15 protein-coding genes and 1 pseudogene are annotated in these 13,146 nt (G+C 71.2%); 10 read left to right on the top strand and 6 right to left on the bottom strand.

Translation table 11 applies throughout. From position 1 onward, the window contains the following. Window positions 1–217, bottom strand: a 217-nt coding sequence (locus tag FV223_RS08965; RefSeq protein ID WP_147726533.1) for a hypothetical protein, incomplete at its 3' end; no start/stop codon positions are given. Between the two features lie 198 nt (window positions 218–415). On the opposite strand from FV223_RS08965, the gene FV223_RS08960 reads away from it, so the two are divergent. The 6 genes from FV223_RS08960 to proC all read left to right on the top strand — a co-directional run bounded on the left by FV223_RS08960 (window position 416) and on the right by proC (window position 6,381). Then, window positions 416–2,803: a UvrD-helicase domain-containing protein gene (locus FV223_RS08960; protein ID WP_147726531.1), complete on the top strand. Its 2,388-nt coding sequence runs from the start codon at window positions 416–418 to the stop codon at window positions 2,801–2,803. Between the two features lie 377 nt (window positions 2,804–3,180). Beyond that, window positions 3,181–3,897, top strand: a complete 717-nt coding sequence (locus FV223_RS08955; protein WP_147726528.1) for a PhoH family protein — start codon at window positions 3,181–3,183, stop codon at window positions 3,895–3,897. A 133-nt stretch (window positions 3,898–4,030) separates the two neighbouring features. Then, window positions 4,031–4,267 carry a hypothetical protein gene (locus FV223_RS08950; RefSeq protein ID WP_147726526.1) on the top strand — a complete coding sequence of 79 codons (237 nt, stop codon included), beginning with the start codon at window positions 4,031–4,033 and terminating at the stop codon, window positions 4,265–4,267. A 157-nt stretch (window positions 4,268–4,424) separates the two neighbouring features. Further along, window positions 4,425–4,715 carry an accessory factor UbiK family protein gene (locus FV223_RS08945; RefSeq protein WP_147726524.1) on the top strand — a complete coding sequence of 97 codons (291 nt, stop codon included), beginning with the start codon at window positions 4,425–4,427 and terminating at the stop codon, window positions 4,713–4,715. A gap of 317 nt (window positions 4,716–5,032) precedes the next feature. Further along, window positions 5,033–5,542: a YbjN domain-containing protein gene (locus tag FV223_RS08940; RefSeq protein WP_147726522.1), complete on the top strand. Its 510-nt coding sequence runs from the start codon at window positions 5,033–5,035 to the stop codon at window positions 5,540–5,542. Between the two features lie 8 nt (window positions 5,543–5,550). Continuing rightward, the gene (gene proC, locus FV223_RS08935) at window positions 5,551–6,381 is read left to right on the top strand and encodes a pyrroline-5-carboxylate reductase (protein WP_147726520.1); all 831 of its coding nucleotides are present in this window, start codon (window positions 5,551–5,553) and stop codon (window positions 6,379–6,381) included. A 194-nt stretch (window positions 6,382–6,575) separates the two neighbouring features. Here the strand turns inward: proC and mdcG are convergent, their stop codons facing one another. The 5 genes from mdcG to mdcA form a co-directional block, all read right to left on the bottom strand. Further along, window positions 6,576–7,208, bottom strand: coding sequence for a malonate decarboxylase holo-[acyl-carrier-protein] synthase (gene mdcG / locus FV223_RS08930; RefSeq protein WP_147726518.1), 633 nt, complete (start codon window positions 7,206–7,208; stop codon window positions 6,576–6,578). Further along, entirely contained in the window at window positions 7,205–7,918 is a 714-nt protein-coding gene (gene mdcE, locus FV223_RS08925; protein ID WP_147726516.1) for a biotin-independent malonate decarboxylase subunit gamma, read from the bottom strand. Before mdcE ends, mdcG begins: the two co-directional genes overlap by 4 nt. Further along, the gene (locus FV223_RS08920) at window positions 7,905–8,801 is read right to left on the bottom strand and encodes a biotin-independent malonate decarboxylase subunit beta (protein WP_147726514.1); all 897 of its coding nucleotides are present in this window, start codon (window positions 8,799–8,801) and stop codon (window positions 7,905–7,907) included. The genes mdcE and FV223_RS08920 overlap by 14 nt, the downstream gene beginning before the upstream one ends. Continuing rightward, complete coding sequence (mdcC, locus tag FV223_RS08915; protein WP_147726513.1) at window positions 8,798–9,112, bottom strand: malonate decarboxylase acyl carrier protein; 315 nt, start codon at window positions 9,110–9,112, stop codon at window positions 8,798–8,800. The genes FV223_RS08920 and mdcC overlap by 4 nt, the downstream gene beginning before the upstream one ends. A gap of 114 nt (window positions 9,113–9,226) precedes the next feature. Next, window positions 9,227–10,873, bottom strand: a complete 1,647-nt coding sequence (gene mdcA, locus FV223_RS08910; protein ID WP_147726511.1) for a malonate decarboxylase subunit alpha — start codon at window positions 10,871–10,873, stop codon at window positions 9,227–9,229. 257 nt (window positions 10,874–11,130) lie between these two features. On the opposite strand from mdcA, the gene madL reads away from it, so the two are divergent. From madL to FV223_RS32555, 4 genes and pseudogenes are all read left to right on the top strand, one after another. Then, on the top strand, window positions 11,131–11,589 hold the full coding sequence (madL, locus tag FV223_RS08905; RefSeq protein WP_147726509.1) for a malonate transporter subunit MadL: 459 nt from the start codon (window positions 11,131–11,133) through the stop codon (window positions 11,587–11,589). Window positions 11,590–11,594: 5 nt separating this feature from the next. Then, window positions 11,595–12,359, top strand: coding sequence for a malonate transporter subunit MadM (madM, locus tag FV223_RS08900; protein WP_147726535.1), 765 nt, complete (start codon window positions 11,595–11,597; stop codon window positions 12,357–12,359). Between the two features lie 26 nt (window positions 12,360–12,385). Then, window positions 12,386–13,042: pseudogene (locus tag FV223_RS08895) on the top strand (GntR family transcriptional regulator); the annotation flags it as partial. Further along, on the top strand, window positions 13,037–13,146 hold a 110-nt coding region (locus FV223_RS32555; RefSeq protein WP_348644787.1), incomplete at its 3' end, for a malonate decarboxylase subunit alpha. The pseudogene FV223_RS08895 and the gene FV223_RS32555, both read left to right, overlap by 6 nt.

Here is a 13,146-nt window from a genome sequence, read left to right as displayed (position 1 = left end):
TCACGCCCGGGGTGGGTTGGGGTGCCTGCATCTGCTGGCTGCGCTGGATCTCCATGCGCGTGGTGTTGTTCTGCGAGGTGAGGTTCTGCTGCAGCGCCCGGGACTCGCCCTGGCGGGCGAAGGACTCGTTGGCGGCGTCGGGGTTGCCCTGCCGGACCTGCGCGAGGGCGGGCGTGGCGGCGAGGGCGGCGATGATGGCGATCGGCACGATGCGCATCGGGCGCTCCTGTGTGGGGGATGTCTGTCGATGATGTGAGCAAGCGGCCGGCCTGCTTCAAGTTCCCGCCCGGCGGCCGCGCGGGGCGGCGACATTGCGTCCGGGCCTCGGGCTCCGGGCCTCGGCGATCGCGCCTCAGCGTCGAGGCCTCGGCGTCCGGGTCTCGACGCCGTTCGCGTTTTGGTCCAGGGATTGCCCATGCCGAACTCTTCGCATGCGACGCCGCCTTCCGACGCGGAGCGTGGCTCCAGCTCCATCGCCGCCCGCGCCATGGGGGCCTTGCGCCCGAGCGCGTCCTCCTATCTCGACGGCCTGAACGATGAGCAGCGCCGCGCTGTCGAGGCGACGGAGGGCCCCGTCCTGGTGCTGGCCGGCGCCGGCACCGGCAAGACGCGGGTGCTGACGACCCGCATCGCCCACCTGATCACGACCGGCCGGGCGCGGCCGTTCGACATCCTGTCGGTGACTTTCACCAACAAGGCCGCGCGGGAGATGAAGCACCGCATCGGCACGCTGATCGGGCCGGCCGGCGAGGGCATGCCCTGGCTCGGCACCTTCCACGCCATCGGCACCAAGATCCTGCGCCGCCACGCCGAGCTGGTGGGCTTGAAATCCGACTTCACGATCCTCGGCACCGACGACCAGCTGCGCCTGATGAAGCAGGTGCTGAAGGACCAGAACATCGACGAGAAGCGCTGGCCGGCACGCGCGCTCGGCCACGTCATCGACGGCTGGAAGAACCGCGGCCTCGGCCCGGACCAGATCCCGGCCGGCGAGGCGCAGGCCTTCGCCTTCGGCAAGGGCGGCGACCTCTACACCGCCTACCAGGCCCGGCTCGTCACGCTCAACGCGGTCGATTTCGGCGACCTGCTGCTGCTCTGCCTCAAGCTGTGGCGCGAGAATCCGGACGTGCTGGCCAACTACCAGGACCGGTTCCGCTACATCCTCGTCGACGAGTACCAGGACACCAACGTCGCCCAGTACCTCTGGCTCAGGCTGCTCGGGCAGGTGCGCAAGAACATCGCCTGCGTCGGCGACGACGACCAGTCGATCTACGGCTGGCGCGGGGCCGAGGTCGACAACATCCTGCGCTTCGAGCACGATTTTCCCGGTGCCGTGGTGGTCCGCCTGGAGCGCAACTACCGCTCGACGGGCCACATCCTGGCCGCCGCCTCGGGCCTGATCGCCAAGAACCAGGGCCGGCTCGGCAAGACTCTGCGCACGGAGGACGAGCTCGGCGAGCCCGTCACCGTGTCGGGCGCGTGGGATTCGGAAGAAGAGGCGCGGCTCCTGGCGGAATCGATCGAGGCGCTCCAGGCCAAGCAGCACCCGCTCTCCGAGATCGCGGTGCTGGTGCGGATCTCGGCGCAGATGCGCGAGATCGAGGACCGCTTCGTCCAGCTCGGCCTGCCCTACCGGGTGATCGGCGGCCCGCGCTTCTACGAGCGCGCCGAGATCCGCGACGCGCTGGCCTACCTGCGCGCGACCAACAACCCGTCCGACGACCTTGCCTTCGAGCGGATCGTCAACACCCCCAAGCGCGGCCTGGGCGACGCGACGCTGCAGCAGCTCCACCTCTACGCCCGCGCCGAGCAGGTCCCGCTGCTCCACGCCGCGCGAAAGCTCTGCGAGACCGACGAGCTCAAGCCCCGCGTGCGCTCGACGCTGCTCGCGCTCACCGAGAGCTTCTCGCGGTGGGCTCGGCTCGTCGAGAGCAACCCGCATTCCGAGGTGGCGCAGACCATCCTCGAGGAATCCGGCTACACCGAGATGTGGCAGAAGGAGAAGTCGGCCGACGCGGCCGGGCGGCTGGAGAACCTCAAGGAGTTCGTCCGCTCGATGGAGGAGTTCCCCGACATGGGCGCCTTTCTCGAGCACGTCTCGCTGGTGATGGAGGCCTCGGAGGCCGAGGGCGCCGAGCGCGTCTCGCTGATGACCCTGCACGCGGCCAAGGGGCTGGAATTCGACACGGTGTTCCTGCCCGGCTGGGAGGATGGCCTCTTCCCGAACCAGCGCGCCCTCGACGAGAGCGGCCGCGCGGGCCTCGAGGAGGAGCGTCGCCTCGCCCATGTCGGGCTGACGCGGGCCCGCAAGCGCGCGAAGCTGTCCTTTGCCGTCAACCGCCGCATCCACGGCCTGTGGTCCTCGACCATCCCGTCGCGCTTCATCGACGAGCTGCCGGAATCGGCGGTCGACGTGATCGAGGCGCCGGCCCACTTCTCCGCCGGCGCCTCGCGCTTCGACCGCAATCCGCAACCCTTCGGCTCGAGCTACGGCACGCCGGGCTGGCAGCGGGCGCAGGCCAATACCGGGCAGCAGAACAACTTCGGCAAGGGCGCGGCGCACACCACCGCCCGCGGCTTCGGCGCCTCGCCCGGCGGCGGGCGCGGCGGCCCGCGACAGATCGAGGGCGAGCTGATCGCCAAATCCACCGGCACGCCCTCGGCCTTCGAGGCCGGGATGCGGGTTCTGCACACCAAGTTCGGCCCCGGCGACGTAGCCGCCGTCGACGGCAACAAGCTCACCGTTGACTTCGACAAGGCCGGTCGCAAGATGGTGCTCGACAGCTTCCTGCAGCCGGCCTGAGGCCGCTCGCGGACGAGCGTGACGTCGGGCGCAGGACACGACCTTGGGCGGACCGGACACGGCCCCATCCCCCGACCGTCCCGGCGCACCATCCGCCGTCGTCCGAGCCATTTCAGCAACACCTGCCGGGCCCCGTCATGCGGCCGTCGCATCGCCCGACTCTATGGTGCGCGCGTTGCATGCTCCGGCAACGACCAGGCGGGCCGCGCAGCGGCTCGTCTTGTCCACAAGCTTCGTGTCGAGGGCCGGAACCGGCTCGAGGCAGCGTCATTGCTTCCGAGAGGAGAGATAAGCCCACGATACGAAGGTTAGAGCGAAGAGCGGTTTCTGGTTAGCAAGTCCTTTTGGTTGGCAAATCCCACGCGGAGTGTTGATCGATGAAAAGACGGCGCGCACGACTCGAGCTGGTGGAAGACCGCACGGTCCGGCTGCACAGGACCCGCTTCGACGAGGAACGAAACCTAGGCCCGATCCAGCCGCTGACCGACCGGCAGGCGGAATACCTCGACGCGCTCGCCCTGAACCCGCAGGTCATCGTGCTCGGCCCGGCCGGCACCGGCAAGACCTACATCGCCGGCACACGCGCCGCCGACCTGCTGCGCCAGCGCCGGATCGCCAAGGTGATCATCACCCGCCCGAACGTTCCCGGCGGCCGTTCGCTCGGCTTCTTTCCCGGCACGCTGGAGGAGAAGATCGCGCCCTGGGTCGCTCCCCTCACCGAGGCGATGAAGGAACGGATGGGCGCCGCCGCCTTCGAGATCGCCTTGAAGGCCGGCGACATCGAGATCGTGCCGTTCGAGGTGATGCGCGGGCGCACCTTCAAGGACTGCCTCGTGATCCTCGACGAGGCGCAGAACACGACCACCGCCGAGATCAAGATGTTCCTCACCCGCATCGGCGACGCCTGCCAGGTGATCATCAACGGCGACGTCTCGCAGACCGACCTGCGCGAGACCTCGGGGCTGCGCACCGTCATCCACCTGATCAAGAGCCGGATGATGCCGATCCCCGTGGTCGAGTTCACCCGCGACGACATCGTCCGCTCCGGAATTTGCGCGGAGTGGGTGAAGGCTTTCGAGGAAACGAATCTGTAAGTTGCGAGTTACCAGCGGCGGGTCGAAGCGGAGACCCGCCGCGCTTCACCGGCGCGACGTCCTTCTCCCATCTCCCGGACCCGGGAGATGACATGGGTGCCGCGGCCCGACGACAAGAAACAGGATTATCTCCGTGAGGAAACTGACCTTCGCCGTTGCCGTTCTGGCCTCGCTCGGCGCCGCCGCCATCACCGCCCCCGCCTCCGCCGCCCCGGGCGCCCCGATGGGCGTGACCGCCCCCGACGCGATCGAGCATGTCCAGATGCACCGGATGGAGCGTCGCATGATGCATCGCCGGATGGAGCGTCGCATGATGCGCCGGCACATGGAGCACCGCATGATGCGCCGCCACATGATGCGCCGCATGTGATCTGACCGACCCTGATCGGTCGGCGACGGGGTCCTTCGGGGCCCCGTTTTCTTTTGTGGCCGCCCGCGCCGCGCCGCGCCGGCGGATTGCCCCGGACTCCGCGGATTCCTATGTCGAGGCGCAGGCCGGGTTGCGGCTGCAAGCTTTCGGAGACCACATGCCCCCCTCCAACCGCCTGTTCGACGACTTCGCCCGCCTGATGACGGATGCCGCGGGCGCCGCGCAGGGGGTGCGCCGCGAGGCCGAGACCGTGATCCGCGCCCAGGCCGAGCGGCTGATCCGCGACATGGACATCGCCTCCCGCGAGGAGCTCGACGTGCTGCGCGACATGGTCGCCACCCTGCGCGCGCAGAACGAGGCGCTGACCGCGCGGGTCGCGGCGCTCGAGGCCGATGCGGCGCCGGCCGCGGCCGCTGCGTCCACCGCGGGAGCGAGCGAGGCGATCTGATCCGACGCGCGGGCGACCGGCGCGAATCGGTCTCGGCGGGGCGGCGGGCTTGTACACAGGAAGCGCGCGCGAACGATCCATTTCCTGTTCACCGGCCGGGCGAAGCGCTTTGTGTCGCGAGTCCGCGCCGGTTTATAGTCGGTGACGCACTGATTCGCCTTAGCCCGCCGAAGACCGGGAGCCGCCAAGTCGTCATCGCGCGATATTCCGTCCCATCGGGACAAGTGATTTCGTGTCGTGACATGGTTCCGAACTTTGGTTATTTATTGTTCACCATGCCGCGGCGCCGTAATACGGCGGCGTCATCTCGGATCGTCATGCCACAGCTTCACGTCGACATCGAAGGCTACGATCGGATCGAGCACCCGCTCGATGTCGTGGAGCGTCTTGCCGCGCTCCGCGACTGGATCTTCGATCGCGCCGAGACGGACGAGATGTCCGTCGTGGTGGCCGGGCGCTGGACCGAATACCAGGTCGCGTTCACCTGGATCGAGGACGTCGAGGCCCTGCACGTCGCCTGCGCCTTCGACCTCAAGGTGCCGGATCGCCGCCGCACCGAGGTGCAGCGGCTGATCGCGCTGATCAACGAGCAGCTCTGGATCGGGCATTTCGACCTGTGGTCGAGCGACGACGTGGTGATGTTCCGCCATTCGCTCCTGCTCGCCGGCGGCTCGGTGCCGACGCATCCGCAATGCGCGATGCTGCTGAAGTCGGCGGTGGAGGCGTGCGAGCGCTACTACCAGGCCTTCCAGTTCGTGCTCTGGGCCGGCAAGTCCGCCCGCGAGGCGCTGGACGCGGTGCTGTTCGAGACCGAGGGCGAGGCCTGAGGCCCGCCATGGCCGCTCCTCCCGCGGCGGGCGCCCTGCCCGCCTCCCTCACCCTCGTCGGGGCGGGCAAGATGGGCGGGGCGATGCTCGAAGGCTGGCTCGCGGCCGGCCTCGACCCGAAGCGCACGACGATCGTTGAGGCCGATCCGTCCGATGCGCTGCGCGCGCTCTGCACCGCCCGCGGCCTCGCCCTCAACCCGGCCACGGTCGCGCCCGCCGCCGTCCTCGTCCTCGCGATCAAGCCGCAAGGGTTCGCCGACGCCGCGCCCGGCCTCGACCGGATGATCGGCCCGGGCACCGTCGTCCTGTCGATTCTGGCCGGCAAGACCGTGGCCGACATCGAAGGCCGCTTGCCGAGCGCCCGGGCGATCGTGCGCGCAATGCCGAACCTGCCCGCCAGCATCGGCCGCGGGGCCACCGGCGCCGTCGCGAACGCGGCGGTGACCGCGGGCCAGCGTGCCGCCGTCGCGGCTCTGCTCGGCGCCAACGGGCTCGTCGAATGGGTCGGCTCGGAAACCGAGATCGATGCGGTCACCGCCCTGTCGGGCTCGGGTCCGGCCTACGTCTTCCTGATGGTCGAGGCGATGACCGAGGCCGGGATCGCCGCCGGGCTCGATCCGCAGGTCGCCGCGCGGCTTGCCCGGGCCACGATCTCCGGCGCCGGCGCCCTCCTCGACGCGAGCGACCTGCCCGCATCGGAATTGCGCCGCAACGTCACCTCGCCGGGCGGCACCACCGCCGCCGCCCTCGACGTGCTGATGCGCGACGACGCGCTTGGCCCCCTGATGCGGGAGGCCGTCGCGGCGGCCAAACGGCGGGCGGGCGAGCTGGCCGGCTGAGGCTCGACGCCATAGGGCATGCGGGGCTCCTCCATCCCACTCCCTCATCCTGAGGCGCCCGCGCCAGTGGGCCTCGAAGGAGCCCTCCGGGAATCGCGCGCAAGCTGGAAGCCTCCTTCGAGGCCTCCGCTTCGCTGCGGCACCTCAGGATGAGGATGGTGGACGGGATCGGCTGAAGGCTCGATCCTTCGGCCTCACCGGTCCAAGCTTGCAGGAACCAGCGCCACCCGATCGAGCCCCTTGGCCAGCACCGATCCGCTGGGCGGGGCGTCGCGGAGTTCGCGCCAGTTCACCCCGGCGCCGTCCGGCAGGACGACTTCGCCGTCGAGGCGCATCGGGGCGCCCGCCTCGATCGCGGCGAGGCCGTCGAGGAGGCTGTGCGTCACGGTGGCCGGCCAGAGCAGGTCGAGGTCCGAGGTCGTGGAGAGGTAGGCGAGGCCGGTCAGGCTTTGCCACAGCAGGCCGCCGAACACCTGCGGGACGACGCCGTATTCGGCGGCCAGCGCCAGCACCGCGTCGACGGCGAGGTGCCAGGCCGGCGGCGCGGATGGGCGCGCGGCGGCGAGGGTCACCGGAGGGGACGGCGTGGCGTCGGCCCACGGCACCGCGAGGCCGATGCGGCGCTTGCCGGCGGCCGGCGGCAGGGGGAGCCCGGCGGGCAGATGGTCGCCCTCGTCCGGATGACGGCGCCGCACGATCACCGGCCAGCCGTTGGCGGCCCAGGCCGCGACATGCGGCACGCCGTCGAGGTCGGAGCGCCCGGCGAGCAGCCGGTCCCAGGCCTCGGGCGCCACCACGAACAGGTCGTGGCGGCGAAGCGTCGTCACGCGCGCGCCGCGTCGACCACCCGCGCGGCGATGTCGTGGGCGACGGGACGACCGCCGCGATCCTTGCCGAGGGCGTCGCGGGCGTCGTGCGAGGGCGGCTCGCCGATCAGGGCCGCGATCTGCGGCCCGAGGGGCTTGGCGGGATCGAGCACCACCTGCACCGCGCCGGCCTGGACCATGTTGTCGAGGCCGGGTGCGAAGACGGGGGTGGATTTCGCCATCGCCTCGAGCTTCTCCAGCGGCAGCTTGGTGACGCGGGCGACGGAGGGCAGGTCCATCACGCTCGGGTTGGCCCCGGGCAGCGCGACCAGCACCCGCGTCGCGAGGGCGGTGGCGATGAAGGCGCCGGCGGCCGAGTGGCCGTAGATCAGGCCGATCGTCGGGTGGCCCTGCGCATCCGCCAGCAGCAGCGCCTTGGCGAGGTGGGCCAGGCACTCGTTCAGCCCCAGAAGCTCGTCGCGCCGGCTCATGCGCTGGCTGTCGGAATCGACCAGCACGAGGACCGGCGTGGCGCCGCCGGCCCGCACCGTCGCCAGCACGGCGGCCGAAAGGGCCAGCGCGCCCTCGATCCCGAGCGGCGTGTCGCCGTCGACGCCGACCACCGCGAGGTCACGGTTTTCGAGCGGCCCGCGGCCGGTGATCAGACCGTCGGCGACGGCGACCGCGTGGCCGACGGGGAAGAGCGAGGCCAGGATCTCAGCGAGCGTCATGTGTCGTCCCCTCGAGCCCGGCGACGAGGCCGTCGAAGTCGGCCGCCGACAGGGCCGGCACGCCGGCCGGGTCGTTGACGCCGAGGCGCGCCCAGATCTCGGTGGCGTCGCGGCAGTCGCCGAAGCGCGCAATGCGGTCTTCGAGCCGCGCCTGCTCCGCTTCGAGCGTCGCGAGGTCGAAGGCCGGTGCCCGGCCGATCAGGTCGAGGGCGGCGGCGCGAAACGCCTCCACGGTGTCGTCGCAGAACCGGTCGGCGCCGCCGGCGAGGCGCCGGTGCTTGCCGCCCATGGTGCGCCAGACCAGGGCGCGGTCCTTCGAGTCGAATTCCTCGGCGCCCTTGTTGGTCTCGATCACCTCCGGGCCGGAGACCGAGATGCGCCCGCCCTCCGAGACCGCGAGGCGCGAGCAGGTTCCGGCGATCAGGCCGCCGCCGCCGAAGCAGCCGGCGCGGCCGCCGACGAGCCCGACCACCGGGATGCCGGCGCGGCGCAGATCGGCGATGGCGCGCATGGTCTCGGCGATGGCGGTCTCGCCCGCATTGGCCTCCTGCAGGCGGACGCCGCCGGTGTCGAACAGGATCAGCACGGCCTCCGGCGTCTCGGTGACCGCGGCGCGTAAAAGCCCGACGAGCTTGGCGCCGTGCACCTCGCCGAAGGCGCCGCCCATGAAGCGGCCCTCCTGGGCGGCGAGGTAGACCGTGCGGCCGTCGAGCCTGCCCCGGCCGACGACGATGCCGTCGTCGAAGGCGCGGGGCAGGTCGAACAGCGGCAGGTGGGGGCTCATCGCCCGCTGCTCCGGGCCGACGAACTCTTCGAAGCTTTCCGCGTCGACGAGCGCGGCGACGCGCTGCCGGGCGCTGGCCTCGTACCAGCTCAAGCTCATCGGCCGGTCTCCATCAGGCGCGCGCCCTGGAGCAGGCGCAGCGACACGGTGTCGGGCCGGGCGCCCCCGTCGTTGATCGCGATGCGCAGGCCGCCGGGCTGGGCCCGCGCCACGAAGTCGGCCGCCACCGCCTCCCAGACGTCGCCGTAGCCGACGACCGGCGTCGCGATCTCGATGGTGCATTGGTCCGGCGGCAGCACGCGCTCCAGCAGCACCTCGAGGTTGCCGGATGCGACGACGCCGGTGATCGCCTGCGGCTTGGTGCCGGCGAGCGGTCCTTTCGTGGTGTGGCGGAAGGTCATCGTTTCCATGTGACATCGTCCTCCTGCGCCCAATGCCATCCGGCGGGATCGCCGGTCCCCTCTCTCGAACGCGAGAGGGGGCCGCGTGCCGCGTCCCGCGCCTGCTCTCTCAGCCCGATCATCTCACCAGTTCCGGAACCGGGCCGGCGGCTCGTACAGGCCGCCCGACGTGTGCACGAGGTCCTTGATCGACTTCGCCGCGAGCAGGCTGCGGTCGGCGTCGAGCGGCTCGATCCCGAGATCCTCCGGGCGGCGGACGATGCCCCGGGCGCGCAGGTGCTCGACCTTGGCCTTGTCGCGGCCGCGCCCGACCTCGGTGTAGCCGGCCACGCCGCGGATCGCCTGCTCGCGCTCGTCCGCGTTGCGGCAGAGCAGGAGGTTGGCGATGCCCTCCTCGGTGACGATGTGGGTGACGTCGTCGGCGTAGACCATCACCGGCGCGAGCTCGAGCCCGATCGTCCGGGCGAGCTCGAGGGCGTCGAGGTGCTCGACGAAGGCGGGCACGAGCCCGTCGCCGAAGGTCTCGACGAGCTGCACCACGAGCTTGCGCCCGCGCATCAGCGCCGGGTCGCCGGTCTGCTGCGCCTCGCGCCCGGCCTTCATCCAGGTGTCGGACGGGTGGCGGCGGCCGTGCGGGTCCGAGCCCATGTTCGGCGCGCCGCCGAAACCCGCGACGCGGTTCGTCGTCACGGTCGAAGAGTGGCCCATGAGGTCGATCTGCAGGGTCGAGCCGATGAACAGGTCGCAGGCGTAGAGCCCCGCCGTCTGGCAGAAGGCGCGGTTCGAGCGCAGCGAGCCGTCGGCGCCGGTGAAGAAGATGTCCGGCCGCGCGGCGATGTAGCGGTCCATGCCGACTTCCGAGCCGAAGCAGTGCACCTGCTCGACCCAGCCCGCCTCGATCGCCGGGATCAGCGTCGGGTGCGGGTTCAGCGCCCAGTTGGTGGCGATACGGCCCTTCAGCCCGAGCCGCTCGCCATAGGTCGGCAGCAGCAGCTCGATCGCCGCGGTGCCGAAGCCGATGCCGTGGTTGAGCCGGCGGATGCCGTACTCGGCGTAGATCCCCTTGATGGCCATCATCGCCATCAGGATCTGCGTCTCGGTGACGGCGGCCGGGTCGCGGGTGAACAGCGGCTCGACGTAGAACGGCGTGTCGGCCTCGACCACGAAGTCGATCCGGTCGCCGGGGATGTCGACCCGCGGCACCGTCTCGACGATCTGGTTCACCTGCGCGATCACCACGCCGTTCTTGAACGCGGTGGCCTCGACCACCGTCGGCGTGTCCTCGGTGTTGGGGCCGGTATAGAGGTTGCCGGCCCGGTCGGCCGAGACGCCGGCGATCAGCGCGACGTTCGGCGTGAGGTCGATGAAGTAGCGCGCGAACAGCTCGAGGTAGGTGTGCACCGCCCCGAGCTCGATCTGCCCGCCGTAGAGCATCTTGGCGATGCGGGCGCCCTGCGGGCCGGAATACGAGTAGTCGAGGCGCTTGGCGATGCCGGTCTCGAACACGTCGAGATGCTCCGGCAGCACGATGCCGGACTGGACCATGTGCAGGCCGTGCACCTTGTCCGGGTCGCAGGCGCTCAGCCCGCGCGCCAGGCAGTCGGCCTGCTTCTGGTTGTCGCCTTCGAGGCAGACGCGGTCGCCCGGGCGCAGGACGGCTTCGAGCAGGTCGACTACGTCGGCGGCCGCGACGACCTTGCCGTCGGCGTGGGCGCGGCCGGCCGCGATCCGCGCATCCCGCGCCGTCCTCTGCCTGCGCCAGTCCGTCATCCCGATCCCCAAACCGTCGACCCGCCCGCACGCTGTCGGCATGCGATCGCGGGTCAGACACAGCAATTCGTATGCGAATGATCCATTCGATCACATGATCGTATACCAGCTTGCCGATCTGTCAATATTTTGCATACTCAGTGGCAACGAAGACGAATCACGAAATCGGGACGGATACGCCGGATGCCCCGTGCCATCGCGCCTCCTCGACCATCGCCCGGCCCGATCGGGAGTGCCCCGCACAGGAGGCTGCGGCCATGATCATCGCCGGCGTCGCGCTGCTCGCCGCCTGCACGCTGATCGGCGTGTATCTCGGCGATCTCCTCGGGATCGCGCTCGGCGTGAAGGCCAATGTCGGCGGGGTCGGCATCGCCATGATCCTGCTGATCGCCGCCCGCGTCTGGCTGATGCGCCACGGCCGCCTGAGCAAGAACGTCAAGTTCGGCGTCGAGTTCTGGGGCGGCATGTACATTCCCATCGTCGTCGCGATGGCCGCCCAGCAGAACGTCGTCGCCGCGGTGAGCGGCGGCCCGATCGTGATCATCGCCGCCTTCGGCTCCCTGGCGATCTGCTTCGCCGCGGTGGCGCTGCTCAGCCGCATCGGCGGCCGCGACCCGGGCGGTCCGGAGGTCGAGCACGGCGGCGCCCTCATCGGCGGCGAACCCGAGGCAGCGCGGGCCGACGCCGCGGCGATCCCGGCGGGGCGGACGCGATGAGCGGCCTGTGGCACGGCCTCGAGCACGTCTTCGTCGAGCAGAGCCTGGTTGCGGCCTTCGCCGTCGTCGGGGCGCTGATCCTGGTCTCGAACGTCGCCGCGCGGCGGCTCACCAACGGGCGGGTGCACGGCTCGGCCATCGCCATCGTGCTCGGCCTGGTGCTCGCCTATTTCGGCGGCGTGCTCACCGGCGGCAAGAAGGGCCTGGCCGACATCCCGGCGCTGGCCGGGATCGGGCTGATGGGCGGGGCCATGCTGCGCGATTTTGCCATCGTCGCCACCGCCTTCGAGGTCGACGTGATCGAGGCGCGCCGGGCCGGCCTCGTCGGCGTGCTGGCGCTGGCGCTCGGCACGCTGCTGCCCTTCCTCGTCGGCACGCTGACCGCGGTCGCCTTCGGCTACCACGACGCGGTCTCGATCACGACGATCGGCGCGGGCGCGATCACCTACATCGTCGGCCCGGTCACCGGCGCGGCGCTCGGCGCCGACTCGACGGTGATGGCGCTCTCGATCGCCACCGGCGTGACCAAGGCGGTGGGCGTGATGGTCGGCACGCCCCTCGTCGCCAAGCTGATCGGCCTCGACAACCCGCGCTCGGCCATGGCCTATGGCGGGCTGATGGGCACGGTCAGCGGGGTGGCCGGCGGCCTGGCCGCCACCGATCCCAAGCTCGTGCCCTACGGCGCGCTGACCGCGACCTTCCACACCGGCATCGGCTGCCTCGTCGGCCCGTCGGTGCTGTTCCTGACGGTGCGGGCGATCGTCGGCTGAGCCCGGCTTCGCGGGGCGGGAGAGCCATGGACGCGGGCCACGAGACCGAGGAGCGGGCGCTGATCTCCGATCGCATCCGCGACGCGCTCACGGATGCGATCGCGGCGGGCGAGCTCGCCGCCGGCACGACCCTGGACGAGCAGACGCTGGCCGACCGCTTCGGCGCCTCGCGCACCCCCGTGCGGGAGGCCCTGCGCCAGCTCGCCTTCGGCGGCCTCGTGGAGCAGCGCCCGCGCCGCGGCATGGTCGTCGCCCGGATGACGCCCGAGCGGATCATGGACATGTTCGAGGCCACCGCCGAGATCGAGGCTTTGTGCGTGCGGCTCGCCACCCACCGCATGCGCCCGCTCGAGCTCAGCGCCCTGATGGAGCTGCACCGGCGCTCGGGCGCGGCGGTCGAGGGCGGCGACCTCGACGCCTACGACGGCCTGAACCGCCAGTTCCACGAGGGGCTCTACGCGGCCACCCACAACGGGTTCCTGGCCGAGCAGGCGCTGGCGATCCGCACCCGGCTCTCGGCCTTCCGCCGCACGCAGCTGCGCCAGGGCGACCGCATCCGCCGCTCCCACGCCGAGCACGGCGCGATCCTGGCCGCGATCGCCGAGGGCGACGGCGAGGCGGCGGCACGGCGCATGCGGGCGCACATGCTCAACGCGGCCGGGGCGCTCGGACGCTACATCGCCGCGCGGCCGGACATCTTCTTCACCGGCGCCGACGGCTCGCTGCGCTCGAACCGCGCCTTCTGCCAGACGGCGGGGCTCTACGCCTGCGACCTGTTCATCGGCTC

It is taken from the genome of Methylobacterium sp. WL116 (assembly GCF_008039455.1).
In the GTDB taxonomy this organism is placed as follows: Bacteria; Pseudomonadota; Alphaproteobacteria; order Rhizobiales; family Beijerinckiaceae; genus Methylobacterium.
This window is presented reverse-complemented; position numbering and strand designations above follow the sequence as displayed.